Origin of the sequence: Streptomyces nidicola (assembly GCF_050106155.1) — a bacterium.
Taxonomy (GTDB): Bacteria; Actinomycetota; Actinomycetes; order Streptomycetales; family Streptomycetaceae; genus Streptomyces.
Genome location: NZ_JBNBPI010000001.1, coordinates 2,897,825 through 2,923,634 on the forward strand (window position 1 = coordinate 2,897,825; position 25,810 = coordinate 2,923,634).

The 25,810-nt window shown below is 72.2% G+C and carries 25 protein-coding genes; 11 read left to right on the forward strand and 14 right to left on the reverse strand.

Features of this window, described 5'->3' with window-relative positions:
- Nucleotides 1-72 precede the first annotated feature (72 nt).
- The 4 genes from ACOKM3_RS13100 (at nucleotide 73) to ACOKM3_RS13115 (ending at nucleotide 2,949) form a co-directional block, all read left to right on the forward strand.
- Nucleotides 73-1,758, forward strand: coding sequence for an FAD-dependent monooxygenase (locus tag ACOKM3_RS13100; protein ID WP_426900106.1), 1,686 nt, complete (start codon nucleotides 73-75; stop codon nucleotides 1,756-1,758).
- Nucleotides 1,759-1,817: 59 nt separating this feature from the next.
- Entirely contained in the window at nucleotides 1,818-1,907 is a 90-nt protein-coding gene (locus tag ACOKM3_RS13105; RefSeq protein WP_323187227.1) for a putative leader peptide, read from the forward strand.
- A gap of 80 nt (nucleotides 1,908-1,987) precedes the next feature.
- A complete protein-coding gene (locus ACOKM3_RS13110) occupies nucleotides 1,988-2,554 on the forward strand; it encodes a cupin domain-containing protein (RefSeq protein WP_426900108.1) in 567 nt (188 codons plus the stop codon).
- The gene (locus ACOKM3_RS13115; RefSeq protein ID WP_426900110.1) at nucleotides 2,551-2,949 is read left to right on the forward strand and encodes a rhodanese-like domain-containing protein; all 399 of its coding nucleotides are present in this window, start codon (nucleotides 2,551-2,553) and stop codon (nucleotides 2,947-2,949) included. Before ACOKM3_RS13110 ends, ACOKM3_RS13115 begins: the two co-directional genes overlap by 4 nt.
- 150 nt (nucleotides 2,950-3,099) lie before the next feature.
- On the opposite strand, the gene recX is transcribed toward ACOKM3_RS13115, so the two are convergent.
- Nucleotides 3,100-3,882, reverse strand: coding sequence for a recombination regulator RecX (gene recX, locus ACOKM3_RS13120; protein ID WP_426900112.1), 783 nt, complete (start codon nucleotides 3,880-3,882; stop codon nucleotides 3,100-3,102).
- A 6-nt stretch (nucleotides 3,883-3,888) separates the two neighbouring features.
- On the reverse strand, nucleotides 3,889-5,010 hold the full coding sequence (recA, locus tag ACOKM3_RS13125; RefSeq protein WP_426900114.1) for a recombinase RecA: 1,122 nt from the start codon (nucleotides 5,008-5,010) through the stop codon (nucleotides 3,889-3,891).
- Nucleotides 5,011-5,253: 243 nt separating this feature from the next.
- Here recA and ACOKM3_RS13130 point away from each other — a divergent pair, with 243 nt between their 5' ends.
- Complete coding sequence (locus tag ACOKM3_RS13130; protein ID WP_426900116.1) at nucleotides 5,254-6,171, forward strand: aminoglycoside phosphotransferase family protein; 918 nt, start codon at nucleotides 5,254-5,256, stop codon at nucleotides 6,169-6,171.
- 6 nt (nucleotides 6,172-6,177) lie between these two features.
- Here ACOKM3_RS13130 and ACOKM3_RS13135 read toward each other — a convergent pair whose 3' ends face one another.
- Nucleotides 6,178-7,380 (reverse strand): AI-2E family transporter, encoded by a 1,203-nt coding sequence (locus tag ACOKM3_RS13135; RefSeq protein ID WP_426906785.1) that lies wholly within the window; start codon nucleotides 7,378-7,380, stop codon nucleotides 6,178-6,180.
- An 87-nt stretch (nucleotides 7,381-7,467) separates the two neighbouring features.
- Nucleotides 7,468-7,662 (reverse strand): DUF3046 domain-containing protein, encoded by a 195-nt coding sequence (locus ACOKM3_RS13140; RefSeq protein WP_327661199.1) that lies wholly within the window; start codon nucleotides 7,660-7,662, stop codon nucleotides 7,468-7,470.
- 79 nt (nucleotides 7,663-7,741) lie between these two features.
- Here ACOKM3_RS13140 and ACOKM3_RS13145 point away from each other — a divergent pair, with 79 nt between their 5' ends.
- Nucleotides 7,742-8,692: a hypothetical protein gene (locus tag ACOKM3_RS13145; RefSeq protein ID WP_426900118.1), complete on the forward strand. Its 951-nt coding sequence runs from the start codon at nucleotides 7,742-7,744 to the stop codon at nucleotides 8,690-8,692.
- A 46-nt stretch (nucleotides 8,693-8,738) separates the two neighbouring features.
- Here the strand turns inward: ACOKM3_RS13145 and ACOKM3_RS13150 are convergent, their stop codons facing one another.
- The gene (locus ACOKM3_RS13150) at nucleotides 8,739-9,917 is read right to left on the reverse strand and encodes a PucR family transcriptional regulator (protein WP_426900119.1); all 1,179 of its coding nucleotides are present in this window, start codon (nucleotides 9,915-9,917) and stop codon (nucleotides 8,739-8,741) included.
- A gap of 157 nt (nucleotides 9,918-10,074) precedes the next feature.
- Here ACOKM3_RS13150 and ACOKM3_RS13155 point away from each other — a divergent pair, with 157 nt between their 5' ends.
- Both ACOKM3_RS13155 and ACOKM3_RS13160 read left to right on the forward strand, forming a co-directional pair.
- The gene (locus ACOKM3_RS13155; RefSeq protein WP_426900121.1) at nucleotides 10,075-11,493 is read left to right on the forward strand and encodes an alkyl sulfatase dimerization domain-containing protein; all 1,419 of its coding nucleotides are present in this window, start codon (nucleotides 10,075-10,077) and stop codon (nucleotides 11,491-11,493) included.
- Nucleotides 11,493-12,782, forward strand: a complete 1,290-nt coding sequence (locus ACOKM3_RS13160) for an MFS transporter (protein WP_426900123.1) — start codon at nucleotides 11,493-11,495, stop codon at nucleotides 12,780-12,782. The genes ACOKM3_RS13155 and ACOKM3_RS13160 overlap by 1 nt, the downstream gene beginning before the upstream one ends.
- On the opposite strand, the gene ACOKM3_RS13165 is transcribed toward ACOKM3_RS13160, so the two are convergent.
- Genes ACOKM3_RS13165 through ACOKM3_RS13175 form a run of 3 tightly spaced genes read right to left on the reverse strand, consistent with a single transcriptional unit; the run spans nucleotide 12,772 to nucleotide 14,728 of the window.
- The gene (locus tag ACOKM3_RS13165; RefSeq protein WP_426900125.1) at nucleotides 12,772-13,080 is read right to left on the reverse strand and encodes an AzlD domain-containing protein; all 309 of its coding nucleotides are present in this window, start codon (nucleotides 13,078-13,080) and stop codon (nucleotides 12,772-12,774) included. The two genes, ACOKM3_RS13160 and ACOKM3_RS13165, sit on opposite strands and share 11 nt — an antisense overlap.
- Nucleotides 13,077-13,829 carry an AzlC family ABC transporter permease gene (locus ACOKM3_RS13170; protein ID WP_426906786.1) on the reverse strand — a complete coding sequence of 251 codons (753 nt, stop codon included), beginning with the start codon at nucleotides 13,827-13,829 and terminating at the stop codon, nucleotides 13,077-13,079. The genes ACOKM3_RS13165 and ACOKM3_RS13170 overlap by 4 nt, the downstream gene beginning before the upstream one ends.
- Nucleotides 13,724-14,728 carry an AraC family ligand binding domain-containing protein gene (locus ACOKM3_RS13175; protein WP_426900127.1) on the reverse strand — a complete coding sequence of 335 codons (1,005 nt, stop codon included), beginning with the start codon at nucleotides 14,726-14,728 and terminating at the stop codon, nucleotides 13,724-13,726. The genes ACOKM3_RS13170 and ACOKM3_RS13175 overlap by 106 nt, the downstream gene beginning before the upstream one ends.
- Nucleotides 14,729-14,837: 109 nt before the next feature.
- On the opposite strand from ACOKM3_RS13175, the gene ACOKM3_RS13180 reads away from it, so the two are divergent.
- The 3 genes from ACOKM3_RS13180 (at nucleotide 14,838) to ACOKM3_RS13190 (ending at nucleotide 21,534) form a co-directional block, all read left to right on the forward strand.
- Complete coding sequence (locus ACOKM3_RS13180) at nucleotides 14,838-19,670, forward strand: ATP-dependent helicase (RefSeq protein ID WP_426900129.1); 4,833 nt, start codon at nucleotides 14,838-14,840, stop codon at nucleotides 19,668-19,670.
- A gap of 192 nt (nucleotides 19,671-19,862) precedes the next feature.
- A complete protein-coding gene (locus tag ACOKM3_RS13185) occupies nucleotides 19,863-20,669 on the forward strand; it encodes an Fpg/Nei family DNA glycosylase (protein WP_426900131.1) in 807 nt (268 codons plus the stop codon).
- A gap of 88 nt (nucleotides 20,670-20,757) precedes the next feature.
- On the forward strand, nucleotides 20,758-21,534 hold the full coding sequence (locus ACOKM3_RS13190) for an SDR family NAD(P)-dependent oxidoreductase (protein WP_426900133.1): 777 nt from the start codon (nucleotides 20,758-20,760) through the stop codon (nucleotides 21,532-21,534).
- Here the strand turns inward: ACOKM3_RS13190 and ACOKM3_RS13195 are convergent.
- The 6 genes from ACOKM3_RS13195 to rimO all read right to left on the reverse strand — a co-directional run bounded on the left by ACOKM3_RS13195 (nucleotide 21,482) and on the right by rimO (nucleotide 25,798).
- The gene (locus tag ACOKM3_RS13195; protein ID WP_426900135.1) at nucleotides 21,482-21,817 is read right to left on the reverse strand and encodes a hypothetical protein; all 336 of its coding nucleotides are present in this window, start codon (nucleotides 21,815-21,817) and stop codon (nucleotides 21,482-21,484) included. The genes ACOKM3_RS13190 and ACOKM3_RS13195 overlap by 53 nt on opposite strands.
- A gap of 116 nt (nucleotides 21,818-21,933) precedes the next feature.
- A complete protein-coding gene (locus ACOKM3_RS13200; RefSeq protein ID WP_426900137.1) occupies nucleotides 21,934-22,407 on the reverse strand; it encodes a Dps family protein in 474 nt (157 codons plus the stop codon).
- 197 nt (nucleotides 22,408-22,604) lie between these two features.
- Nucleotides 22,605-22,985: a helix-turn-helix domain-containing protein gene (locus ACOKM3_RS13205; protein WP_188336490.1), complete on the reverse strand. Its 381-nt coding sequence runs from the start codon at nucleotides 22,983-22,985 to the stop codon at nucleotides 22,605-22,607.
- Between the two features lie 109 nt (nucleotides 22,986-23,094).
- On the reverse strand, nucleotides 23,095-23,664 hold the full coding sequence (locus tag ACOKM3_RS13210; RefSeq protein WP_426900139.1) for a CinA family protein: 570 nt from the start codon (nucleotides 23,662-23,664) through the stop codon (nucleotides 23,095-23,097).
- Entirely contained in the window at nucleotides 23,661-24,341 is a 681-nt protein-coding gene (gene pgsA / locus ACOKM3_RS13215) for a CDP-diacylglycerol--glycerol-3-phosphate 3-phosphatidyltransferase (protein ID WP_426900141.1), read from the reverse strand. Before pgsA ends, ACOKM3_RS13210 begins: the two co-directional genes overlap by 4 nt.
- Entirely contained in the window at nucleotides 24,338-25,798 is a 1,461-nt protein-coding gene (gene rimO / locus ACOKM3_RS13220; protein WP_426900142.1) for a 30S ribosomal protein S12 methylthiotransferase RimO, read from the reverse strand. The genes pgsA and rimO overlap by 4 nt, the downstream gene beginning before the upstream one ends.
- Nucleotides 25,799-25,810 lie beyond the last annotated feature (12 nt).

A 25,810-nucleotide genomic window follows, 5' to 3' on the forward strand; every position in this document is an offset into this window, starting at 1 on the left:
GTCCAGTACGCCGCCCGTGCCCTGGCACGGGACACTTCCCGGCGGGTCTCTCGGGGCGGGAGGGGCCGCGCCGTGGACCCGGTGATCGTTGTCGGCGCGGGTCCCGTCGGGCTCGCGCTGTCCCTCGCCCTCGCGCGGCACGGCGTACCGTCCGTGATCCTGGACGAGGGCCCCGGCAAGGACGAACAGCGGCCCGCCCGCACGGTGGTGCTGCGCGAGGACACCGCGGCGCTTGCGGAGCGGCTCGCCGGCACGTCGTTCGATGGCATCGGCGCCCGCTGGACCGGATGGCGCTCGATGCGCCGCAAGCAAGTGATGGGTGTGCTCACCTTCGGTGAGCAGAACACGCAGGGTGAGCCGGGAGCATCCGGTGGACCGGGGTCACCCGGTGGGCCGGTATCGCCCGGCGCGACGCTGCCCGCACCGTTGCACATCGCCCAGCACGATCTGACCGACGCCCTGCGCAGGGCCGTCGACGCCGAGCAGCTCATCAAGGTCGCCGTCAACAGCCGCCTCGACTCGCTCGAGGAGGAGAAGACGGGCCTGACCGCACACACCCGCGGCCCCAAGGGCACGTGGTGGCGCGGCAGTTATCTCGTGGGCTGCGACGGTCCGCGCTCCACGGTCCGCAAGCTCCTCGACATCCGCTTTCCCGGCCGCACCGCCGTGGAACGACACGCGGTCGCCGCGCTGCGTGCGGAACTTCCGTGGCCCGGTGAGGCGTTGCTCCATCGGAACCCTCCGTGGCGGACCTCGGGCCGCTCGGGCTCGGAGGTCGTCGGCCGCCCCCTCGCCGACGGCGTCTGGCGCCTGGACTGGCTGCTGCCGCCCCGCAGCGACCTGGTCACCCCGGATGTCCTCGTGACCCGCATCCGGGAGACCCTCGCGGGCTGGTGCGGAGGCTCCACCCCGCCGTACGAACTGCTCGACACCGGAGTGCATACGGTCCACCACCGGCTCGCCCGCCGTTGGCGCGTGGGCCGCGTCTTCCTCGCGGGGGACGCGGCGCACCTGCTTGGCGCGCTCGGCACCCAGGGCCTGGACGAGGGGCTGCGCGACGCCGACAACCTCGCCTGGAAGCTGGCCCTCGCCTGGCACGACGGGGCGCACTCCGCCACCGACGCGCTGCTCGACAGCTACCAGACCGAGCGTCGTGCCGTGGTGGCCGGACGGCTGCGCGCGGCGGACCAGGCGCTGCCGATACTGCGCGGTGGCGGCGGGCTGCGGGCGTACGTCCCCGGTGCCGCCCGCGGGCACGACGCGCTGCTCACGGACGGTCACTTGGGGCACGGTCCGCTCGGTGCGCCGGGGGCGTACTCCGACTCGCCGCTCGCGCCCGCGCGCTCCGAGTCGCAGGTGGAGGTCGGCACGACGCCCGGCGCGCCAATCACCGACGTCGAGGTGACGGCGCCCGACGGCTCGTTCGTACGGCTCCGGGACCGGCTCGGCCGCGGGCCCCTGCTCGTCGTCCTCGTCGCCCCCGGAACCGGGGTGTGGGAGCGCAAGCACTGGATGTCGGCGGGTCTGATGCCCCGGCTCGCGGCGGCCGTCGCGGCGCTCCCGCACGAGGCCGAGCTACTTGTCGCGGAGCGTTACCCCCAGGCTCCGGCGCACACCGTGCTGCTGATCCGGCCCGACGGCCATCTGGTCACGGCGCTGAGCGGCGTACGCCCGGCGGAACTCTACGAGGCCGCGCGCTCGGCCCTCGGCAGGCCCGCGGAGGAGAAGGGTCCGGTGAAGAGCGGCGCCGGCCGCTGATCCGCTCGGGACCCGTCGGTGAGTTGACCGTCTCCTGCCCCCATGGTGTACTCCGGAGCGTGACGGTCGACACCGATGTACGCCTGTGGCGGAGGGTCCATATGGACCTCATCCGCTACGCGGGCTGCGTGTGTCACCCCTCCTGCTGAATTCGCATCCCTTCCTTACACGCGCCCGCCTCCGGCGTTTCGACGGCGCATGCTTCTCGCGAACTCCCAGGACGGTACTGGTGTCCAGTTTCACGCAATCCCTCGCGCACTCCGCTGCGCATGCCCCTACGGCCCCTTCCCCGGCGCCCTCGGTCGCGCCCACGCAGGCCGACCTCCTCGCATTCGTCCGTCGCGTCGCTCAGGACCGCGAACTGATCGCCTCACTGCCGCTCGATCCGGAGGGCCGTACATGGGTGCGGCTCGAAGGCCCCGACGGCAGCGAGGCCTGGCTCATCGGCTGGCCGCCGGGCACCGGCACGGGGTGGCACGACCACGCCGAGTCCGTCGGTGCCTTCCTGACCGCGGGCGGCGCGCTCACGGAGAACTCGCTCGCCGCCCGCCTTCCCACCGACGGCTGGAAGACCCTGGAGCTCTCCGAAGACGTCGACAGGAAACGGCACTTGACGGTGGGTGAGGGACGCGCCTTCGGCCGCCACCACGTGCACGAGGTCCTGAACGAGTCCCCCACCGAGCACGCCGTCTCGGTCCACGCCTACTACCCACCGCTCCCCCGGATCCGGCGCTACAGCCGCACGGGCCCGACGCTGCGTCTGGAGTCAGTGGAGCGCCCGGAGGACTGGCAGTGAGCACCTCATCACCGGTGGGCATCGACGAGCTTCTCGAGCAGGTGCGGTCCGGTCTCGACCGGGTCGAGGCGCGGGACGCGTTCGACGCGGCGTCCCGTGGCGAGGCGCTCCTGGTCGACATCCGGTACGCGGCGCTGCGGGAGCGCGACGGCCTGATCCCCGGGGCCCTTGTGGTCGAGCGCAACGAGCTGGAGTGGCGCCTCGACCCCCGTGGCAGCCACCGCGCCCCTGAGGCCACCGGTCACGATCTGCGCGTCGTGGTCGTCTGTAACGAGGGCTACGCGTCGAGCCTCGCCGCAGCCTCCCTGCACCAACTGGGCCTGCACCGCGCGACGGACCTGGTGGGCGGCTTCCAGGCGTGGCGAGCGGCGGGGCTGCCGGTGACGGGGGCCTGAGGGGGCGGGCCGTAGAGGGCCGGGAGTGTCGGTAGGTCGTGCTGGGCCGGGGGCGTCGGTAGTTCGCGGTGGACCGGGCGCGCGAACACGGCGCTCCCGGCTCCCGGCTCCCGGCTCCCGGCTCCCGGCTCCCGGCTCCCGGGGGAGTCCTTACTCCCCGAACCCCAAGTCCTCGGTCTCCTCCCCCTCTTCCTCCAACGCCTGCCGCACCACCCGCAGCGCCATGCCCTCCGGATACCCCTTGCGGGCGAGCATCCCCGCGAGCCGGCGCAGCCGCTTGTCACGCTCGAGCCCCCGCGTGGAACGGAGCTTGCGCGCAACGAGTTCGCGCGCAGTCTCCTCCTCCCGCTCGGAGTCGAGCTGCCCGACCGCCTCGTCGATCACCGTCGAGTCCACGCCCTTGGTCCTCAGCTCACGGGCGAGCGCCCGGCGGGCAAGTCCCCGGCCGTGGTGCCGCGACTCCACCCACGCGTCCGCGAAGGCGCTGTCGTTGATCAGCCCCACCTCTTCGAAGCGGGTGAGCACCTCGTCCGCCACGTCGTCGGGGATCTCGCGTTTGCGCAGCGCGTCGGCCAACTGCTTGCGCGTGCGCGGAGTCCCGGTGAGCAGACGCAGACAGATGTTCCGCGCCCGCTCAGCCGGGTCTCCTGACGGCGCCCCCCGCTCGGCCCTCGACGAGTCAGGGGGGCCGTCGTCCTGTGCGGCGCCGGACGGATCCCCGAATCCGCTCCGGCGCCGACGCCCACGCGGCCCGGCTCCGCCCCGCTTGCGTCCACCACGGCGCGGCCCCTCCGCCGCGCCGCTCTCCGCCTCGACGTCATCCCCGGCCTCGCCGTACGCCATGTCGTCGTACGCCCCGCCACCCCCGCTCCCCCGGCCCTCGGGAACGGCGGAGCGTACGTCGTCATCGGCCCAGTCGGTTCGTCGTGTCACGGCGGACTAGCTCTTGGCCGCCGCGGCCTTGGACTTGGCCACCTTGGGTGCGGGCACCGTCTTGGCCGCGTCCTCGGCAGGAACGGCCTCCGCCGCCGCTTCCGCGGCCGGCTCGCTGCTCGGCTCCTCCGGACGGACGCCGACGCCCAGCTTCTCCTTGATCTTCTTCTCGATCTCGTTGGCCAGGTCGGGGTTGTCCTTCAGGAAGTTGCGCGCGTTCTCCTTGCCCTGGCCGAGCTGGTCGCCCTCGTACGTGTACCAGGCGCCGGCCTTGCGGACGAAGCCGTGCTCCACGCCCATGTCGATCAGGCCGCCCTCGCGGGAGATGCCCTGCCCGTAGAGGATGTCGAACTCGGCCTGCTTGAAGGGCGGCGCGACCTTGTTCTTGACGACCTTGACGCGGGTGCGGTTGCCGACCGCGTCCGTGCCGTCCTTCAGGGTCTCGATACGACGGATGTCGATACGCACCGAGGCGTAGAACTTCAGCGCGCGACCACCGGTCGTGGTCTCGGGCGAGCCGAACATGACGCCGATCTTCTCGCGCAGCTGGTTAATGAAGATCGCGGTGGTCTTGGACTGGTTGAGCGCGCTGGTGATCTTTCGGAGCGCCTGGCTCATCAGGCGGGCCTGCAGACCCACGTGCGAGTCACCCATCTCGCCCTCGATCTCCGCGCGCGGCACGAGCGCGGCGACGGAGTCGATGACGATCAGGTCGAGGGCGCCGGAACGGACCAGCATGTCGACGATCTCGAGAGCCTGCTCACCGTTGTCCGGCTGGGACAGGATCAGGTTGTCGATGTCGACGCCGAGCTTCTTCGCGTACTCGGGGTCGAGCGCGTGCTCGGCGTCCACGAAGGCCACCTGGCCGCCGGCCTTCTGCGCGTTGGCCACGGCGTGCAGGGTCAGGGTCGTCTTACCGGAGGACTCCGGTCCGTACACCTCCACCACACGGCCACGCGGAATGCCACCGACGCCGAGCGCGACGTCGAGCGCGGTCGACCCTGTGGGGATGACCTCGATGGGCTCATTCGGCCGCTCGCCCATGCGCATCACTGCGCCCTTGCCGAACTGCCGTTCAATCTGTGCGAGCGCGGCGTCGAGCGCCTTCTCGCGGTCGGTTCCTGCCATGGGTTCCACCCGGTTTGCTTGAGTCGATCGCTTCACGCCAAAGACGCTAACGCCTGCCACTGACAATCGGCCTCGACGCCTGTCTCGCCTGTGGATAACTCGAGGCTCCTCGCCCGGCCACCTTCCCCGAATCCCTTGGGAACACTGGGAAAAGTGGCTCTGGACACTCCATAAGAATGGATGTTCGATTTTGGTGTCAAGCGCACCACGCGGGTCGGCGCGCCTCGACTACCGTGGCTCCGCATGACCCACACCTCGATCGAGATCACCGCCGAGCTGGTCCAGGAACTGCTCCACGAACAGCACCCCGACCTGGCTGATCGCCCCGTGAGACTCGGCGCCCGAGGATGGGACAACCAGCTGTGGCGGCTCGGCGAGGACCTCGCCGTCCGGTTGCCCTGGGCCACCGGGTCCGCGGACGCGCTGCTGCGCAAGGAGCACACATGGCTCCCCGCGCTCGCCCCGCATCTCCCCTTGCCCGTTCCCGTCCCGCAGCGCCTCGGTGAGCCCTCCGAGCGGTTTCCCCGCCCCTGGATCGTCACCACCTGGGTACCGGGGTCGCCTGCCGACCGGGCCCCCGCCACCGCCGCCGAGTCGGCCGACGCCCTGGCCGCCTTCCTGACCGCTCTGCACCGGCAGGCCCCCGAGGGGGCACCGACCGGCCGCGACCGTGGGGGCCCACTGGCCGGGCATGCCGAAGGGGTCGCCCAGCAACTCGCCGAGGCCACCGAGCACGGCCTGATCCCCGACCCGGACGCCGTCCGCGCGGTCTGGGAGGACGCCGCCGATGCGCCGGAGTGGTCGGGCCCGCCGCTGTGGCTCCACGCCGACCTGCATCCGGCCAACGTCCTCACCACGGACGGCACATTCTGCGGCGTGATCGACTTCGGTGACCTCTGCGTGGGCGATCCCGCCTGGGACCTCGCCGCCGCCTGGCTGCTGCTGCCGGACGGCGCCATCGAACGCTTCCACAGCGCCTACCGGCCGGCCCTCGACGCCGCCACCCTGCGCCGCGCCCGCGGCTGGGCCGTCATGAAGGCCCTGGTCTGCATCCTCATCGGGCACGCAGGCGACCAGGGCCGCCCCGGCGGCAAGCCCTCCTGGGGGCCACCCGGACACGCCTCGCTCCGCCGCCTCGTCGCGTCGACCGCGGGGGCCTGAGGCGAACTACCGGTCCCCGGAATCCGGTTCCTTCACGACGACGCGTCGCATCCGTACCCAGAGAGACGACCCGCGTCTGCGGTGCCCGTGCACGCGCGGGTCGTCGGTGACGTCGTAGCGCTTCACGTACGCCCCCAGGAACGCCTGCAGCGTCGCGACGGCCGGGATCGAGATCAGGGCGCCGACGGCCCCCAGGAGCGCGGTGCCCGCGATGACCGAGCCGAAGGCGACCGCCGGGTGAATGTCCACCGTCCTCGCGGTCAGCTTCGGCTGCAGCACGTAGTTCTCGAACTGCTGGTACACGACTACGAAGACGAACACCCACAGCGCGTACCAGGGATCCACGGTGAAGGCGATCAGCATCGGCAGGGCGCCCGCCAGGTACGTGCCGATGGTCGGGATGAACTGCGAGACGAGCCCCACCCACACGGCGAGCACGGGCGCGTACGGGACGCCGAGCGCCGCGAGCAGCACGTAGTGCGCGACCCCGGAGATCAGCGCCATGAGGCCACGCGAGTAGAGATACCCACCGGTCTTGTCGACGGCGATCTCCCAGGCGCGCAGCACCTCGGCCTGCTTGGCGGGCGGCAGGACCGAGCACAGCGCACGCCGCAGGCGCGGGCCGTCGGCGGCGAAGTAGAACGAGAACAGCAGCACCGTCAGGAGCTGGAACAGCCCGCCGAGCACCTGCGTGGAGACGTCCAGGACACCGGTGGCACTGTTCTGGACGTACTTCTGGAGCCAGTCCGAGTGCAGCAGGCTGTCCTGCACCTCGACCCTGTTGAGATCCGTGTGGAACGTGTCGTTGACCCAGCTGATGAGCTGGTCGAGGTACTTCGGGAAGTCGTCGAACATGTCCACGATCTGGCCCGCGAGCATCGACCCGAGAAGCACGACGAAACCCGCGCTCACGGCCGTCACCGCGAGGAACACCAGGAAGGTCGCGAAGCCCCGGCGCAGCCCCCGCGCCGCCATCCTGCTGACCGCCGGCTCCACGGCGAGCGCAAGGAAGAACGCGATCAGCACATTGGTCAGCAGCCCGATCAGCTGGTGGAAGGCCCAGTAGCCCAGCTGGTAGCAGGCGATGAGGGCCAGGGCGAGCACCATGGCGCGTGGCAGCCAGCGCGGCATCCCCGCGCGCGGAGTCGGCGCCGAGCCCGGCGGCCGCTCGGGCGGCGTCGTGCCGGGCGGCGCGGCGTCGTCCGCCACCTGGAAGGTTTCGTCTGTCGGTGCTGCCACGCTGCCAGTCTCGCCCACGCCGCCGACAATCGGCGGCCGCCCCCGTTCCGTCACTCTTCAGCGCTTCTCGTCCGGTACGTCCATCGCTGTGCACACGACACGCCAGACTTCCTTGGCCTCCCAGCCCGCGTCGAGCGCCTGGTGGACCGTTCGCCCGCCGAGCCCCGCCATCACATGATCACGCGCGAACGTGTCGGAGTAGCCGGATCCGAAGTGATCCGTCATTCGCTGCCAGAAGACCGTCAACCGCATGCGTCCAGTATCCCGCCCCTGAGAGTGCAGCCGTGCTCGGGAGGCTTACCGAGAACGCTTTCCGTCCTACGGTCGGTGCATGGCCGAAACCGGAGCTTCCCCACTCCCCCCGTCGCCCCCGGCACGCTCCCCGCTCTCCCGTGCCGAGACATTCATCTGGCTGACCGCACGCGTCCTTGAACAGCGCCGCTTCGCCTATCACTTTTTGGACGGCTCACCCACGGCGGCCGACGCCGTCGAGACGGCACTGGCCGCGTACCGCAACGAGGACGAGGGCTACGGGCACGCCCTCGAACCGGACCTGCGCGGCCCCGTCAGCCAGCCCCTGCACACCGGGCACGCGCTGCGCGTCCTCGACTCGATCGGGCGGTGCTCGGGTCAGCGCGTGGAGCGGGTGTGCCGCTACCTGACCGCCGTCTCCACCCCGGAAGGCGCGCTTCCGGCGGTGCATCCCAGCCAACGCGGCTATCCCTGCGCCCCGTTCGTCCCGGTGGTGGACGACCCGCCGAGCGAGCTGCTGGCCACCGGGCCCGTCGTCGGTCTGCTGCACCGCAACGAGGTGTGGAACGCCTGGCTGTTCCGGGCCACCGACTTCTGCTGGTCGGCCGTCGAGTCGCTGAAGACATCTCACCCGTACGAGGTCCAGGCCGCGGTCGCCTTCCTGGACAGCGCACCGGACCGCCCGCGCGCGCGGGTCGCCGCCGACCGGCTCGGCCGCCTCGTGCGCGAGCAGCGGCTCGCGGTGCTCGATCCGGAGCGCAGGGAGGACTACCCGGTCGCGCCCGGCTACGCGCCGGACGAGCACCACTTCCCGTACGACTTCGCCAAAGCGCCGGAGTCGCTGGCCCGGTCCTGGTTCACCGACGAGGAGATGGCCCGTTCGCTCGACCATCTGGTGAGCGAGCAGCAGGAGGACGGCGGGTGGCCGATCAATTGGCGACAGTGGGCGCCGACGACCGCCATGGAGGCGCGCCCCATGGTGACCATCGACGCACTGCGTACGCTGCGCGCCTACGGTCGCCCCTTGTAGTGCAGCCGTTGCCGTTCCAGGGCTCTCTGAAGTACCACGTTCCCGCTCAGTGATCCGCGTCGCGCAGGAGCAGCGCCGCGATGGCCAGAGCCGTGCCGCGCGGTGAGGACAGTTCGATGCCGGTCCACTCGGCGATCTTCGCCAGCCGGTTGTCGACCGTGTTCGGGTGCAGCCCGAGCGCTTCGGCGGTGGCCCTGCGGTCCTGTTGGTGGCTCAGATGCGTGCGGAGCGTCTCCAGGAGCTCCGGCCGCTCGGCGACAGGGTCGAGGAGGGCGGCGATGAGGTGGCTGCTCTCGTTGCGCCGGGAGAGGTGGTACTCGAGCAGGACGTCGTCGAGGCGGTGCAGTCCCGGTGGCAGGCCGCACGCGCGCGTGATGCGCAGGACCTCGGTCGCGGTGCGTGCGGCGTCGGGTATGAGCTCGGGGCCTTCCGCCCGCACCGCGGCCACCCGCACGGGCAGGCCGCTCGCCCGGCTCAGATGGTGCGGCAGCTCGTCGGGCGGCGGGCAGTCCGCCGGGACGACGACGCGTCCCCCGTCGCCGTCCAGGAGGGTGAGCACGGCGGCACCGAAGGTGCGGTCCAGGACGCTCTGCAGCCGACGCAGCCGGCGGCGCACCGCCACGGGCCCCTCCGACGGAACCGCGTCCGTGCCGAGTGCGAGTACGTGGGCGGGCCCCGTGAGCCGGAGCTGGTCGAGGAGTACGTGCCCGGGCGGCACCATCCCGTCGAGCAGCCCGCGGACCAACGACCGCCGCTGCGCGTGCTGTTCGGCCTCGAGGGCGGACCGTTCGTCCAGGTACGTCTCGGCGACCGATCCGACGACTCCGGGCTGGACCCGCAGCAGGAGGTCGACGAGTTCGACGAGGGCCGCCTCGTCGCCGGGCTCCGCCGCTTCGCGCAGCGCCCGCCACAGGACGTAGGAGCCGAGCGCGTGCGTGCGCAGCAGGAGGTGCAGCGGCATGCCCTCCTCGGCGCGCTGAGCGGCCCTCTCGCGGAACAGCCGGTGCCTTCCGGGCTGCCGCGTGTCCGGGTCGTCCACGTGGCGCAGGAACAGCCGTACGCCGTACCGCGCGGTAGCCGCGATCTCCAGGTCCTTCACGTCGTCGGGCAGCTCCGCGTAGCCGGGGAGTTCCTCGAAGGCCTCTCTGGCCATGCGTCGCGCCAGTTCGTTGACGCGCGGCTCGCAGCGCGCGGCGAGAGAACGCGCTTCCGGGGACAACGGCACGGCGGCCTCCACCGAGATCGGCTACAGAGCGCTCCATTGTGACGCGTCACAGCACTGCGGCGATCGGGATGTGACGCGAAACGCTGTTCCGGGCCTCCCTGTGCGCCTTGACTCGGGGAACGCCGAAGAGCCACCCCTACCCGGAGGAGCCGCGCCCATGACCGAGCACAACACAGCACCGGAGGCGCCCGCGCGGAAACCGGTGGACTACGCCGCCTACGCGGACCGGGTCTGGCAGGGGTCTGAGACGCTGCTTCCGCATCTGTCGGGCGCCTACACGGGGGACGAACTGGTGCGGCTGAGCCCGCGGGTGGGCTTCTTCCCCGCCTTCGCCAACGTGACCGTCTTTGACACCGGTGACGGCGCGGTGCTCGTCGATTCGGGCGACTTCCGTACGGCGGCGCAACTGCACACCGCGGTCAAGGGGTTCGGAGCGGGCCCGGTGCACTCCGTGGTGTACACGCACGGGCACGTGGATCACGTCTTCGGAGTGTTCCCCTTCGACAAGGAGGCAGAGCGAACCGGCACCGCGCGCCCCGAGGTGGTGGCGCACGAGGCCGTGTCCGCCCGCTTTGACCGCTACATCCGGACGGCCGGCTACAACTCGTGGATCAACCGGCGGCAGTTCGGCGTGCCCTCCCTGGAGTGGCCCACCACGTACCGCTACCCCGACACCGTCTACCGGGACCGGCTGACGTTCCACCGCGGCGAGCTCACCTTCGAACTCGTCCACGCGCGCGGGGAGACCGATGACCACACCTACGTATGGGTACCGGAGCTCAAGGCCCTGTGCACCGGCGATCTGTTCATCTGGAACACCCCGAACGCGGGCAACCCCCAGAAGGTGCAGCGCTACCCCGAGGACTGGGCGCGGGCCCTGCGCTCCATGCAGGAGCTGGGCGCGGAGCTGCTGCTGCCGGGGCACGGCGTGCCCATCATGGGCGTCGAACGCGTGAACCGCGCCCTGGATGACACCGCGCGCTTCCTGGAGTCGCTCTGCGAGCAGACGCGGGAGCTGATGAACGCGGGTCACCGGCTCGACACGGTCATCCACGAGGTGAAGGTCCCCGAGGAGCTCCTGTCCCGCCCGTACCTCCACCCCGCCTATGACGAGCCGGAGTTCGTCGTCCGGAACCTGTGGCGCCTGTGGGGCGGCTGGTACGACCAGAACCCGGCCCACCTCAAGCCCGCACCGGAGGCGGCCGTCGCTGCCGAGTACGCGCGCGCGGCGGGCGGCGCCGCGGCACTGGCCGAGCGGGCACGGGAGTTGCTCGCCGCGGGCGACGTACGCCTCGCCTCGCATCTGGCGGAGACGGCGGCTCTGGCAGCCCCCACGGATCCCGAAGTGGCACGCACGCGTGCCGAGGTGTACGCGCAGCGGGCGGGCAAGGAGACCTCGACCATGGCGCGCGGCGTCTACGCCTGGGCCGCTGCCGAGTCCGCCGCGGTGGCCGAAGACACGGACGTGGCCACGGAGTTGACGCGCTCCCCCGAGGGCCGCAAGCGGGCCGGGGGCGCGATCAGCGTCGGCGTGGTCGGCGACGGCATGGCGGGCGACGAGGACGGGTGCTGCTGATGCGCGGGGCATGGCGCACCACATGGTTGCTGCTCGCCTTCATGGTGGTGAACTTCGCGGACAAGGCGGTCCTGGGGCTCGCGGGTCCCGAGATCCGGGCGGACTTCGACATCAGCCGCCAGGAGTTCGGCACCGCGCAGTCGGCGTTCTTCGCGCTGTTCTCGGTCGCGGCCCTCGGCGTCTCGGCCCTCACGAAGCGGGTGCGCACGACGCCGTTGCTCCTGGGGCTCGCCCTGCTGTGGTCGGCGGCGCAGCTGCCGATGCTGTGGGGCGCGGCGGGCTTCGGCGTGCTGGTGGCCACCCGCGTCCTTCTGGGCGCCGCTGAGGGGCCGGCGTCGCCGGTGGCGATGCATCACGTGCACGGCTGGTTTCCGCAGCGCGAGCGGGCGCTGCCGACCGCGCTGCTGCTCGTCGGCGCCGCTGCCGGGGTCGCGGTGGCCGCGCCCGCGCTGAGCTGGGTGATCACCCACTGGGGCTGGCGCTGGTCGTTCGGCGCGGTGGGTCTGGTCGGCCTTGTCTGGGCGGCGGGGTGGCTCCTGTGGGGCAAGGAGGGCCCCCTGGCCCCGAGCGTCGGCAAGGAGGCGGAGCGAACGCCGCAGGACGGCCTCACAGTGCCGCTGCGCCGCATCCTGTTGTCACCCACGTTCCTGACCGCGGCCTTCGGTTCGTTCGCCGCCTACTGGTCGATGAGTGCGACGCTCACCTGGGCGCCGGACTACATGGAGAACGTCATGGGCTGGAATCTGCACCAGGCGAGCACCATGGTCGGCGCGGGTGCCGTCGCCCATGGTGCCGTCCTCCTGGTGCACGGTCTGCTGGCGCGGCGCTCGGCCCTGAGGGGGACGCCGCCCCGCTTCCCTGTAGGCGCGGGTGCGGGCCTCCTTGTCGCGCTCTCGGGCTGTGCGACCGCTCTGTTCGGCGTGTCCGACTCCCAGGTCGTGAAGGTGCCGATGATGCTGGGGCCGATGGCGCTCGCCATGGTGATGCTCACCGTCGCGGCGACGGCCTGCTCCCGGATCGCACCCCCGGTCCAGCGCGGCACGGTCCTGGGCGCACTGACCTGCGTGTACGCCCTCGGGGGCATCGTCTCGCCGCTCGTCCTGGGGCGCTTGGTGGACGGCGCCGCCACCGTGTCGGCGGGCTATGAGCACGGCTGGCTGCTGACCGCGGCGCTCCTGGTGACGGGCGGTGTCCTCGCGGCCGTCTTCTGCCGCCCCGAGCGCACGGCGGGGCAGCTCGGTGTCCCGGAGACCCCGGCCGCCCTCCCCGCGCACCAGGTCACCCCGTAAGGGCCCGCATCCCCGCGGTGACCGCCACGGCCACCGCGACCACCACCAGGAACGGCGCCCGCAGCACGAGCGCGACGGCGGCCGCGGCGAGCCCGGCCGCCCTGGCGTCGAGGACCAGCACGCGCCCGTCCGCGAAGGTCTGCTGGGCAGTGAGGGCAGCCAGCAGGGCGACGGGGAGCAGCGCCGAAAGACGCTTCACCACGGGCCGTTCCAGGGCGCCCGCGGGCACCAGCAGACCGATCAGTTTCACGGCGTAGCAGCCGACCGCGGTGACCGCGATGGCGATCCAGACGTTCAACGGTCTTCTCCTTGTGGTGCGTCGGAGGCCGCGGCGCGGCGGCGTCCCTCTACGTAGAGCGCGGCCGGGGCAGCGAGCGCGGCCACGAGCACGGGCACCCCGGCCGGCAGCACGGGCAGCAGTCCCAGCATCAGAACGACGGCAAGCCCGGCGACGGCGCGGTCCGTGGTGGACTTCAGCATCGGCGCGAGCAGCGCCAGGAACACCGCGGGCCCGGCCGCGTCGAGGCCCCAGGCATCGGTGTCACCGATGGCCTCGGCGCCCAGGGCACCGACCAGCGTGGTGAGGTTCCACAGCACGTACAGGCTCAGTCCCGTGACGGTGAAACCGAGCCGCACGCCGCGCCGCGTCGGCTGCGCCAGCGCGACGGCCGATGTCTCGTCGATGATCCAGTGCGCGGCGAACGGCCGCACCGCGCGCGGAAGAGCGAGCAGCTGGGACAGGCGCAGTCCGTAGAACGCGTTGCGCACGCCCAGGAAGAACGCTCCCGCGGCGGCGGTGAGCGGGTTGCCGCCCGCCGCGAGCGCCCCGACGAGCGCGAACTGCGACGCCCCCGTGAAGACCAGGAGGCTGAGCGCGCAGGTCTGCAGCACGCTGAGCCCGCTCCCCGCCGAGGTCACTCCGAACGCGAACCCGGAAAGGCCTACGGCGACTCCGACCCCGAGCGCGTCACGGACGACGGCGGAGTCCGGCTTGCTTGCAGCACCTGTGCGCTCCCGGTCGGGAGGGGCGGCCTCTGCCCTACGTATGTCTGTGGATGTTGTCTTGTCTGCCACGCCTCGCACGGTACGAGGAGGGACGAGTCCTGTTCTTGTACGTTCTTGCGCTCGCGCTGGTACGCGCCCGGCGGCACCCCGACGATCCGGGTGAAGTGCCGGTTCAGGTGCGGCTGGTCGGTGAAGCCGAGGGCCACGGCGGCATCGGCGGGCGCCGTCCCCGCCTCCAGGAGCCGCCGTGCCACGCGCACCCGCGCGTTGGTGAGCCAGGTGTGCGGCGGCATCCCGTACGCGTCGCGAAAGGCCCGCAGCAGCGCGAAGGGGCTGGTGCCGAGTTCGGCCGCGAGCGCTTCCAGGGACGGCGGGTCCGCCAGACGCTCTTCGAGGACTTCACGCGCGCGGGACGCGGCCGTGGACCCCGCGGACCGCCGGGGCCGCGCCGCGAGGGAGGCCCCGTGGGCCCGGAGCAGCCGGGCGAGCACGACCCTGAGGAGGCTGTCGGCGGCCAGCGCGTTGCCCTGCTCCGCCGCCCTGTGCACCTCGTTGATCATCTGCGAGGCCCCCGGGTCGGTGACGATCGGTTCACCGAAGACCGCGGTGCCGCGCACCGTGCCGGTCTCGGCTGCGATCTCGGCGACGACGTCCGCCGACGGATAGAGCGTGGCGTACGCCCAGCCGTCAGGTCCGCCCGCCCGGGCCGTGTGTGCCACTTCCGGGTTGAGCAGGACGACGCTGCCGGGCCCCGCGTGCAAGGTGCCGTCCGCCAGGCCGACCGCCTCGACCCCACGCGTGACCGCGCCGATCACGAAGCCGTCGTGACTGTGGCGAGGGAAGGTGTGCCGGACGTAGCGGGCCCGCAGCAGGTCGAGCCCCGGCAGCCGGTCATAGCGCCAGTGCCGCGCCCACTCGCCCTTCCCCGCCGTCCGTGCCATGACCCCATTCTGCGTCAGGACCACCCCGGTCTGCGTCGGGGCCACCCGGGCGAACCACCCGTTTCCGCAGCTCACCGCCATTGTCAGTGGTGGGGTGCAGGATGGGGGCATGGTCAGGTCCAGGCAAGGGGCCCACAACGCCTCGCAGGCCCTCAGCGGCTTCTCCCCCGCGACCCGCGGTTGGTTCACGGGGGCCTTTTCCGCGCCCACAGCCGCACAGGCGGGGGCGTGGAAGGCGATCGGCGAGGGTTCGGACGTGTTGGTCGTCGCGCCCACCGGCTCGGGCAAGACGCTCGCCGCGTTCCTCGCCGCGCTCGACCAGCTCGCGTCGACACCCCCTCCGGCCGACCCGAAGAAGCGCTGCCGGGTTCTGTACGTGTCCCCGCTGAAGGCCCTCGCGGTGGACGTGGAGCGCAATCTGCGCAGCCCGCTCACCGGTATCCGCCAGGAGGCCGTCCGCCTGGGCCTGCCCGAGCCCGAGGTGAAGGTCGGCATCCGCTCCGGCGACACCCCGCCCGCCGAGCGCCGCGCGCTGGCCACGCGCCCGCCGGACATCCTCATCACGACGCCTGAGTCGCTGTTCCTGATGCTGACATCGGCCACGCGTGACGCGCTGGCGGGCATCGACACGGTGATCCTGGACGAGGTGCACGCGGTGGCGGGCACCAAGCGCGGCGCCCACCTGGCCCTCTCCCTGGAGCGGCTCGACGAGCTGCTGCCCCGCCCCGCCCGCCGCATCGGCCTGTCCGCCACGGTCCGGCCGGTCGACGAGGTGGCGCGCTATCTCTCGCCGCAGCGCCGGGTGGAGGTCGTCCAGCCACCGTCCGGCAAGGAGTTCGACCTGTCCGTGGTCGTCCCCGTGGAGGATCTCGGCGAGCTCGGCGGCTCCCCGGTGGCCGATTCCGACCAGGGAGCCGAGCGCCCCTCGATCTGGCCCTCCGTGGAGGAGCGGATCACGGACCTGATCGAGGCCCATCGCTCGACGATCGTGTTCGCCAACTCCCGCCGCCTGGCCGAGCGCTTGTGCAACCGCCTGAACGAGATCGCCTACGAGCGCGCCACCGGCGAGCCCCTTCCCGAGGACCACTCCCCGGCCGAGCTGATGGCGGAATCGGGCGCCGCGAAGGGCGCTCCCCCGGTCATCGCGCGCGCCCACCACGGCTCGGTCTCCAAGGAGCAGCGCGCACTGGTCGAGGAGGACCTGAAGGCGGGCCGGCTTCCCGCCGTGGTCGCCACGTCGAGCCTGGAGCTGGGCATCGACATGGGCGCGGTCGACCTCGTCGTCCAGGTGGAGTCGCCCCCGTCCGTGGCGTCGGGCCTGCAGCGCGTGGGCCGTGCGGGCCACCAGGTGGGCGCGGTGTCCACCGGCGTCGTGTTCCCGAAGTACCGCGGTGACCTGGTGCAGTCGGCGGTCGTGACCGAGCGCATGCGTTCAGGCGCCATCGAGTCCCTGCGTCTCCCGGCAAACCCACTGGATGTGCTCGCCCAGCAGTTGGTCGCGATGACGGCCCTGGACACCTGGCAGGTCGACGACCTGCTGGCCCTGGTCCGCCGCGCCGCCCCCTTCGCCTCACTGCCCGAGTCCGCGTTCACGGGCGTGCTCGACATGCTGGCGGGCCGCTACCCCTCCGACGCCTTCGCCGAGCTGCGCCCGCGCGTCGTCTGGGACCGCGTCGCCGGCACCGTCAAGGGCCGCCCCGGAGCTCAGCGCCTCGCCGTCACTTCCGGGGGCACGATCCCCGACCGCGGCCTCTTCGGAGTCTTCCTCGCGGGAGCCGACCCCAAGAAGGGCGGCGGCCGCGTCGGCGAGCTCGACGAGGAGATGGTCTACGAGTCCCGGGTCGGGGACGTGTTCACTCTCGGCACCAGCTCCTGGCGCATCGAGGACATCACGCGCGACCGCGTCCTCGTCTCGCCCGCCCCTGGAGTCCCCGGCCGGCTCCCCTTCTGGAAGGGCGACCAGCTGGGCCGCCCGCTCGAACTGGGCCGTGCGCTGGGCGCGTTCCTGCGCGAGGTCGGCTCCCAGAAGCCCGACGACGCGCGCGTGCGCCTCACGGAGGCCGGACTCGACGAGTGGGCCGCGAACAACGTGCTGTCGTACCTCGCCGAGCAGCGCGAGGCCTGCGGTCACATCCCCGACGACCGCACGATCGTGGTCGAGCGGTTCCGGGACGAGCTGGGCGACTGGCGCGTCGTCGTCCACTCCCCGTTCGGCGCCCAGGTGCACGCTCCGTGGGCACTGGCCCTCGGCGCCCGGCTGAGCGAGAAGTACGGCATGGACGCCCAGGTGATGCACGCCGACGACGGCATCGTGCTGCGCCTCCCGGACGCCGACCTGATGGGCCTGGACCTCCTCGACCAGGAACCCACCAAGCCGGGCATGGAGTACGACGACGAGCAGGCCCCCATCGGGGCGGCCGACGTCGCCTTCGACAAGGGTGACGTGGACCAGATCGTCACCGACCAGGTGGGCGGCTCCGCACTGTTCGCCTCGCGCTTTCGCGAGTGCGCCGCCCGCGCGCTGCTGCTGCCCCGCCGCAACCCCGGCAAGCGCACCCCGCTGTGGCAGCAGCGCCAGCGCGCGTCCCAACTGCTCCAGGTGGCGAGCGAGTTCGGCTCGTTCCCCATCGTCCTGGAAGCGATCCGCGAGTGCCTCCAGGACGTCTTCGACGTACCGGGCCTCGCCGAGCTGATGGGTGACATCGAGTCCCGCAAGGTCCGCCTCGTCGAGGTCACCACCCCGGAGGCCTCCCCCTTCGCCCGCTCACTGCTGTTCGGTTACGTGGCGCAGTTCCTGTACGAGGGCGACTCCCCGCTGGCCGAGCGCCGCGCGGCCGCGCTGTCCCTGGACTCCCGCCTGCTCGCCGAACTCCTCGGCCAGGCCGAGCTGCGCGAGCTGCTCGACGCGGAGGTCCTTGCCGAGCTGGAGCAGGAGCTGCAGTGGCGCACTGAGGACCGTCGCATCAAGGACGAGGAAGGCGTCGCGGACCTGCTGCGCATCCTCGGCCCGCTCACGGACGAGGAGTTGGCCGAGCGGGGCGCCGAGCCCGGCTGGGCCGAGAGCCTGGCGGGCGCCCGGCGCGCCATCCGCGTGCGCCTCGCGAGCACCGAGCACTGGGCGGCGATCGAGGACGCGGGCCGCCTGCGCGACGCCCTGGGCACGGCGCTTCCGGTCGGCGTCCCCGAAGCCTTCACCGAACCGGTCAAGGACCCGCTCGGCGACCTCCTGGCCCGCTACGCCCGCACACACGGCCCGTTCACCTCCACGCAGGCGGCGGCCCGCTTCGGCCTCGGCGCCGCGGTCACGGAGGGCGCACTCCAGCGCCTGGCCGCCAACGGCCGTGTCGTACAGGGCGAGTTCCACCCGGCGGGCATCGGCCAGGAGTGGTGCGATGCCACGGTCCTGCGCAGGCTGCGCCGCCGCTCGTTGGCCGCGCTGCGCCATGAGCTGGAGCCGGTGCCGCCCGCGGCGCTCGCCCAGTTCCTGCCCCAGTGGCAGCACGTGGGCGGGCACGGCCTGCGCGGGGTCGACGGCCTGGTCCGGGCGGTCGAACAGCTCCAGGGCGCCTCGGTGCCCGCCTCCGCCCTGGAGAAGCTCGTCCTGCCCTCGCGCGTCTCCGGCTACGCGCCCGCGCTCCTCGACGAACTCACGGCATCCGGCGAGGTCTTGTGGGCCGGTGCGGGCTCGCTGCCCGGCAAGGACGGCTGGGTCAGCCTCTACCTCGCCGACACGGCCCCGCTGCTCCTCCCGCCCCCGCACCCCTTGGAGCTCACGCCACTCCACCAGGCGGTCCTGGACGCACTCTCCGGTGGCTACGGCCTGTTCTTCCGCCAGATCGCCGACCAGGTCCGCACCGCCTCCTTCCCCCAAGGCCTTGAGGAAGGAAGAGGCACCCCCTTCGAGGTCACCGATCCCCAACTGGCCGACGCCCTCTGGGAGCTGGCCTGGTCGGGCCGCCTCACGAACGACACGCTGGCCCCGATGCGCGCCGTCCTCGGCTCCGGCCGCACCGCGGGCTCCACCGCGCACCGGGCCCGCAGAGCCGTGCCGCGCGGCCGCTACGGAGGCCTCACTGCGGGCGCCCGGCCCACGTCACGCACCGGTCCGCCCACGGTCGCGGGACGCTGGTCGCTACTGCCCGCCCCGGAGCCCGACCCGACCATGCGCGCCCACACGCTGGCCCGCACGCTCCTCGACCGCCACGGAGTGGTCACCCGGGGAGCGGTGGCGGCCGAAGGCGTCGAGGGCGGGTTCTCGGCGACGTACCGGGTCCTGTCCGTCTTCGAGGAGAGCGGCCAGGCACGGCGTGGCTACGTGGTGGAGGGTCTCGGCGCGGCCCAGTTCGCGATGGACGGCGCCGTGGACCGCCTGCGCGCGGCGGCGAACGCGCAGGAGCGCGGCTCCGCACCCCCGGATCCGTACGCCCCGGTCGACGCCCTCACAGGCAGGGGCAGGATCACCGCGCCCCGCGCCCTCGTCCTGGCGGCGGCCGACCCGGCCAACGCGTACGGGGCCGCTCTGCCCTGGCCCGAGCCCCCCTCCGGCGCGGGCCAGAAGCCCGGGCACAAGCCGGGGCGCAAGGCGGGCTCCCTGGTGGTCCTGGTCGACGGCGAGCTGACGCTCTACATGGAGCGCGGCGGCAAGACCCTCCTGGCGTGGTCCGCGTCCGACCCGGCCCACGCCGCCCCGGCTTCCGAAGCGGCCGGCACCGCGACCGGAGCGCGCACCCCGAGCCCCGCCCTCACCCCCGCCCAGGTAGCCGAGGACCCCCGCATGCCCGCCGCCGCGCAAGCACTCGCCGAGGCCGCCCGCTCCGGCGCCCTCGGCACCATCACGGTCGAGCGCGTCAACGCGGAATCCGCGCTCACCTCCCCGTACGCCCCTCTCCTGGAAGGAGCCGGATTCCACGCGACACCACGCGGCCTGCGCCTGCGCGCGTGAGGCCGACACCCGCCCCCCGGCCCCAACCAAGCCCCCCCGCGACGACCGCACAGCACGGGCCCACATTTCAGCCCCTGCGGCGATTGAGCAGCGGGGTCCGGGGCAGAGCCCCGTGGCGTCCTCCACACCCCACACCGCGCACCACGCACCGCGGCCCACCCACACCGCCCCACCTCGGCCTACCCTGAGCCCATGCCCGAAGGAGACACGGTCGCCCAGGCGGCGAAGCGGCTGCACAGCGCCCTCGCGGGCCAGGTACTCACCCGCTCCGACCTGCGTGTCCCCCGGTACGCGACAGCAGACCTCACCGGGCGCACGGTCCTGGACGTCACCCCGCGCGGCAAGCATCTGCTGACCCGGATCGAGGGCGGCCTCACCCTCCACTCGCACCTGCGGATGGACGGCTCGTGGAAGATCTACGCGCCGGGTGAGCGCTGGCGCGGCGGTCCGTCCCACCAGATCCGCGCGATCCTCGGCACCGAGACCCGCACCGCGGTCGGCTACCGGCTCCCGGTCCTGGAACTGCTGCGCACCACCGAGGAGTCCAAGGCCGTCGGCCACCTGGGCCCGGACCTCCTCGGCCCGGACTGGGACCCGGACACCGCGCTGCGCAACCTCCTCGCCGACCCCGCCCGCCCCCTCGGCGAGGCCCTCCTCGACCAGCGCAACCTCGCGGGCATCGGGAACATCTACAAGTCCGAGCTCTGCTTCCTCCTGCGCGCCACCCCGTGGCTCCCGGTCGGCGAGCTGCCCGCCGAGACCTCCGACCGCCTCCCCCTCCTCGCGAAGAAGCTGCTCGAGGCCAACCGCGACCGCCCGGCCCGCGTCACCACGGGCCGCCCCCGCCCCGACGAACGCCTCTACGTCTACGGCCGCTCCCACCGCCCGTGCCTGCGCTGCCGCACCCCCATCCGCACGGCCGACCAGGGCGACGGCTCCCGCGAACGCCCCACGTACTGGTGCCCCCACTGCCAACAGGGCCCGGCACCCACGCCGTAGCCCCACCTCTGACGCCCCCTCACGGTCACCAAACAGAACCCCCGCACGGCAATTGACGACCCGTCAGAAAACCTCGTACGGTCCCTGCATGCCCCTCACCGCGTACGACCTCACCGGACGCACCGCATTCGTCACCGGCGCGGCGAGCGGCATCGGCCGCGCGTCGGCGACGCTCCTCGCGCAGGCGGGAGCCACCGTCCACTGCGCCGACCGCGACGCACAGGGCCTGCACGAGACCGCGGCCCGCATCAAGGAGAGCGGCGGCACGGCCCACACTCACACCGTCGACGTGGCCGACCACGCCCAGATCGCGGAAGCCGTCGCGAGCGCGAGCACCACCTCCGGCGGCCTCGACATCATGGCCGCCATCGCCGGAGTCATGCACAACAGCACGGTCCTGGAGACCCGCGAGGAGGACCTGGACCGCGTGCTCGCCATCAACTTCAAGGGTGTTCTGTACGCCTGCCAGGAAGCGGCCCGCACCATGATCGCGGCCGGCACCCGCGGCAGCATCGTCACCATGGCCTCCGGCGCGGTCGACACCGGCGGCCCGGGGCTGCTCTGCTACGGCGCCGCGAAGGCCGCCGTCGTCCAGCTCACGAAGACGCTCGCCACGGAGATCGGCTCGCACGGCATCCGCGTCAACGCGGTGGCGCCGGGCTGGATCCGTACACCGATGACGACCCGCCACGACGAGAGCGCGCAGGCCCACACCGAGGCCCTGATGGTGCGCATGGCACCGCTCGGTCGGGTCGGCGAGGCGGAGGACATCGCACACGCGGTCCTGCACCTCGCCTCCGACGCCGCGTCGTTCACGACGGGCCAGATCCTCCGCCCGAACGGGGGCGTCGCCATGCCCTGGTGACCGCCCGCCACACCCCGCCGGCGGCCTCGCGCCCGGCGCGCACGGCCCGTGTCCGCACGCGGCGCGCGCCGTGCCGCCCGGGCGCCCCTGCCACGCCGGCCGCCCGCGCCTTCGGCAGCGCGTGCACCGGCAGCAGGCTCAGTCCCCAGCCCCCGGCGACGAGCGCCCCCTCGAACACCCCGGCGCCCGGCGCGAAGGCGAGCCGCAGGGCGCCCCACCACCACAGCGCCCCGCACGCGACAGCCGGCGCCCACCGGAGTATCCGCCAACCAGCCCATGCCACCGACCGCTCACCTCCGCCCGACGACCTCCGGGACCACGGACCACGACCACAGCCAATCTGCCCCGAGCCGCCGGCGCCACGCCCAGGAGCACGCGGGCACCGAGGTGCCGGGACTCTCAGCCCCGGTTCTCCGCCTGGAACATCCAGTGATGCTTCTCCAGGTCGGCCGTGATCCCGATGAAGATGTCCTGGCTCACGGGATCCGCCTCACCGGTCGCGTCCACCCGCGCGCGCATCCGCGCGATGACCGCGCCGAGCGCGTCCACGAGCGTCCCCACCGCGTCCGTGTCCTTCACCCAGCCCTCAGGGGCCACTCCCACGCCACTGGTGTCCGCGACGGTCTTCGCGCGACCGTCCGGCGGGACACCCAGCGTGGAGGCCCGCTCGGCCACCGTGTCGGAGTGCTGCCGGGCGGTGTCCACGACCTCGTCGAGCTGAAGGTGCACCGAGCGGAACCGAGGACCGACCACGTTCCAGTGCACCTGCTTCGCCACAAGGGACAGGTCCACCAGATCCACGAGCGCACCCTGCAGCGCCTCGCCGACGGTCTTCAGGTCGCCATCGGGCAGCGGGCTCTTCACGACGTCCATACGTCACCTCCGTATCGAAACCACCATCAACAATGGCACATACGGACTATTACGGACACATCGGGCCAGATCCTCGCTCACGCACAGCTCAGGCACAGCTCACGCACACCGAAAACGCGCAGCAGAAAGCCCCGGCCGATCCTCCTGGCCGGGGCTTTCCCACATTCAAACTGGGCTCAGAACGCTGAGCGCAGGCGTTACGCCGCTACGACGTCCACAGCCTCCGCAGGCGCCTTGATCGTCACGCGTTCCGGCGGGACGCCGGCCACGGAGACGGAATTGAGCATCGGACGAACCGGTGCGGGCACCGGCTCCGACGGGACCGCTGCTGCCGACTCGGCCAGCTCGGCGAGAGCGAGCTCGTCGCTCACCTCCCGCATCAGCTCGGACATCCGTACGTCAAGCGCGTCGCAGATCGCGGAGAGCAGCTCGGAGGAAGCCTCCTTCTGCCCCCGCTCCACCTCGGAGAGATAGCCGAGCGAAACTCGGGCGGACGAGGAGACTTCGCGCAGAGTACGGCCCTGGCGCTGGCGCTGCCGACGCAGCACGTCACCCAGCAGGCGACGGAGCAGAATCATCGGTGGCTCCCTCCTCGGACCGCGTAGCCGCATCCTTCACGCCCCACCGTACCGCCTCGTGCCGCGGCCGTGCGGGGAGCGATGTCGTGTTCACTCAGGGCTGCAAACATCAAAACCCCCCGTTCTGTTCCGTATCCTGTGCCCGCGCTTTCCCAGAACGTTCGCCGGAATGCGCTCCGACCAGCTCTTCGACGAGCAGTCCGAGCACGCTCCGTACACTCTCCATACGGATTTCCGTCCGATCGCCGTTCAACCGCAGTGCGGCCACTTTGTGGCTACCAGCGAAATCGGCCGCGCCCTCGGAACGATCAGCTCCAGGCCCCACCGCGGCCACGTACACGGTCCCGACCGGCTGCCCGTCCTGCGGCTCCGGCCCCGCTACGCCGGTCGTGGCGACGCCCCAGTCCGCGCCCAGCGCCTCCCGCGCCCCGGCCGCCATGGCCAGCGCGACCTCGGGGTGCACGGGTCCGTGCGCGGCCAGCAGATCCGCGTCGACGCCGAGCAGCCGGTGCTTGAGCTCGGTCGCGTATGCCGTGACGGACCCGCGGAAGGCCTTGGATGCCCCCGGCACCGCCACGAGCTCCGCGGCCACCAGGCCGCCGGTGAGCGACTCGGCGACGGCGAGGGTCTCCCCCCGCTCCGTCAACAGGCGCAGCGCCTCGACCGCCTCGTACGTCACTTCTCGGCAGCCTCCGCGGACACCTGCGCCGCCGCCTTCGACTCGGCGATCCCCGCGCGGCGCAGCACGACGGCCTGCCGCACATAGTCGAGCCCGGTCAGCACGGTGAGCGCGACGGCGACCGCCATCACCCACCAGCGCAGCGTCGCGAGCGGGCCGGTCAGCGCCAGGATGTACATGCCGACGGCGGTGCCCTGCGCGAGCGTCTTGAGCTTCCCGCCGCGGCTGGCGGGGATGACCCCGTAGCGAATGACGATGAATCGCAGCAGCGTGATCCCGAGCTCGCGCCCGAGAATGACACCGGTCACCCACCACGGAAGATCACCGAGCGACGAGAGACAGATCAGCGCGGCGCCCATGATCGCTTTGTCGGCGATGGGGTCGGCGATCTTTCCGAAGTCGGTGACCAAGTTGTATGAACGCGCCAGATGCCCGTCAAAAACATCCGTGATCATGGCAACGGCGAACGCCGCCCACGCCCAGGCCCGCCACGCCGGGTCGTACCCGCCGTCGGCGAGCATGAGCGCCACGAAACCCGGCACCAGAAGGAGCCGGATCATGGTCAGGATGTTCGCGATGTTCCACAGGCTCGCCTGATTGACGGCCGCAGTCCCCAGCTTGCTTCCGGGCGACGGCCTGCCGGTCCCGCCCGTAGCGGACGCCGGGACTCCGGTCATCTGCCCGCCTCCTCAGCGATCTCCAGCGGCTCGGCCACGAGGTCGACACCTTCGGTGCCGACCACCTTTGCCTCGACCATACGGCCGATCGTCAGACCGGCGCCGCTCGTGAGGCGCACCTGCCCGTCGGTCTCGGGTGCCTGATGGGCACCGCGCCCGACGACACCGTCCTCCTCGTCGACGGACTCGACGAGCACCTGCACGGTCTCGCCCACCCGCTCCTCGGCGCGCTGCGACACCAGCTGCTCGGCGAGCCGGGACAGGCGCGCGAGACGCTGCGCGACGACGTCCTCGTCGAGCTTGTCCTCGTACGTCGCCGCTTCCGTGCCCTCCTCGTCGGAGTAGCCGAAGACACCGATGGCGTCCAGGCGCGCGCCGTTCAGGAAGCGCTCCAGCTCCGCGTAGTCGGCCTCGCTCTCGCCGGGGAAGCCCACGATGAAGTTCGACCGGACACCTGCCTGCGGTGCCTTGGCCCGAATGGTGTCGAGCAGCTCCAGGAACCGGTCCGTGTCACCGAAGCGCCGCATCGCGCGCAGCACGCCGGGCGCCGAGTGCTGGAAGGAGAGGTCGAAGTACGGGGCGACCTTCTCGGTGCCCGTCAGTACGTCGATCAGGCCCGGCCGCATCTCGGCGGGCTGCAGGTAGCTGACCCGCACGCGCTCGATCCCGTCGACCCCGGCCAGCTCGGGCAGCAGCGACTCCAGGAGCCGGATGTCGCCCAGGTCCTTGCCGTACGACGTGTTGTTCTCGGAGACCAGCATGATCTCCTTGACGCCCTGCTCGGCGAGCCAGCGCGTCTCGTTCAGCACGTCGCTGGGGCGGCGCGAGATGAACGAACCACGGAACGACGGGATGGCGCAGAACGAGCACCGTCGGTCGCACCCGGAGGCGAGCTTCACGGACGCCACGGGGTTGCCGTCGAGCCGGCGCCGCAGCGGCGCACGCGGCCCGGACGCGGGCGCGAGCCCGTCGGGAAGATCCACCGGAGCGTGCCCCGGCAGCGCGATCCCGGAGCCCGCCTCCTGGCGCTCGGCCGGGCTGATCGGCAGCAGCTTGCGGCGGTCACGCGGGGCGTGCGCCTCCACGTTGCCCCCGGACAGGATCGTCTGGAGGCGGCCGGAGATGTCCTCGTAGTCGTCGAACCCGAGCACGCCGTCGGCCTCGGGCAGCGCCTCGGCCAGCTCCTTGCCGTAGCGCTCGGCCATGCAGCCGACCGCGACCACCGCCCGCGTTCTGCCATGACCCTTGAGGTCATTGGCTTCCAGGAGGGCGTCGACGGAGTCCTTCTTCGCGGCCTCCACGAAGCCACAGGTGTTCACGACGGCGACATCGGCTGCGTCGGCGTCCTCGACGAGCTCCCAGCCGTCCGCCTCCAAGCGGCCTGCGAGCTCCTCCGAGTCCACCTCGTTACGGGCGCAGCCAAGGGTGACAAGTGCGACGGTACGGCGTTCGGGCATGGAAACAAGACT

What these genes read in the sequence shown, in the direction of transcription:
- ACOKM3_RS13155 (WP_426900121.1), top strand. Translation starts at nt 10,075, where the DNA reads ATGACCGAGCACAACACAGCACCGGAGGCGCCCGCGCGGAAACCGGTG.
- ACOKM3_RS13160 (WP_426900123.1), top strand. Translation starts at nt 11,493, where the DNA reads ATGCGCGGGGCATGGCGCACCACATGGTTGCTGCTCGCCTTCATGGTG.
- ACOKM3_RS13180 (WP_426900129.1), top strand. Translation starts at nt 14,838, where the DNA reads ATGGTCAGGTCCAGGCAAGGGGCCCACAACGCCTCGCAGGCCCTCAGC.
- ACOKM3_RS13190 (WP_426900133.1), top strand. Translation starts at nt 20,758, where the DNA reads ATGCCCCTCACCGCGTACGACCTCACCGGACGCACCGCATTCGTCACC.
- ACOKM3_RS13200 (WP_426900137.1), bottom strand. Translation starts at nt 22,407, where the DNA reads ATGGACGTCGTGAAGAGCCCGCTGCCCGATGGCGACCTGAAGACCGTC.
- ACOKM3_RS13140 (WP_327661199.1), bottom strand. Translation starts at nt 7,662, where the DNA reads ATGCGGTTGACGGTCTTCTGGCAGCGAATGACGGATCACTTCGGATCC.
- ACOKM3_RS13185 (WP_426900131.1), top strand. Translation starts at nt 19,863, where the DNA reads ATGCCCGAAGGAGACACGGTCGCCCAGGCGGCGAAGCGGCTGCACAGC.
- rimO (WP_426900142.1), bottom strand. Translation starts at nt 25,798, where the DNA reads ATGCCCGAACGCCGTACCGTCGCACTTGTCACCCTTGGCTGCGCCCGT.
- ACOKM3_RS13145 (WP_426900118.1), top strand. Translation starts at nt 7,742, where the DNA reads ATGGCCGAAACCGGAGCTTCCCCACTCCCCCCGTCGCCCCCGGCACGC.
- ACOKM3_RS13205 (WP_188336490.1), bottom strand. Translation starts at nt 22,985, where the DNA reads ATGATTCTGCTCCGTCGCCTGCTGGGTGACGTGCTGCGTCGGCAGCGC.
- ACOKM3_RS13175 (WP_426900127.1), bottom strand. Translation starts at nt 14,728, where the DNA reads ATGGCACGGACGGCGGGGAAGGGCGAGTGGGCGCGGCACTGGCGCTAT.
- ACOKM3_RS13130 (WP_426900116.1), top strand. Translation starts at nt 5,254, where the DNA reads ATGACCCACACCTCGATCGAGATCACCGCCGAGCTGGTCCAGGAACTG.
- recA (WP_426900114.1), bottom strand. Translation starts at nt 5,010, where the DNA reads ATGGCAGGAACCGACCGCGAGAAGGCGCTCGACGCCGCGCTCGCACAG.
- pgsA (WP_426900141.1), bottom strand. Translation starts at nt 24,341, where the DNA reads ATGACCGGAGTCCCGGCGTCCGCTACGGGCGGGACCGGCAGGCCGTCG.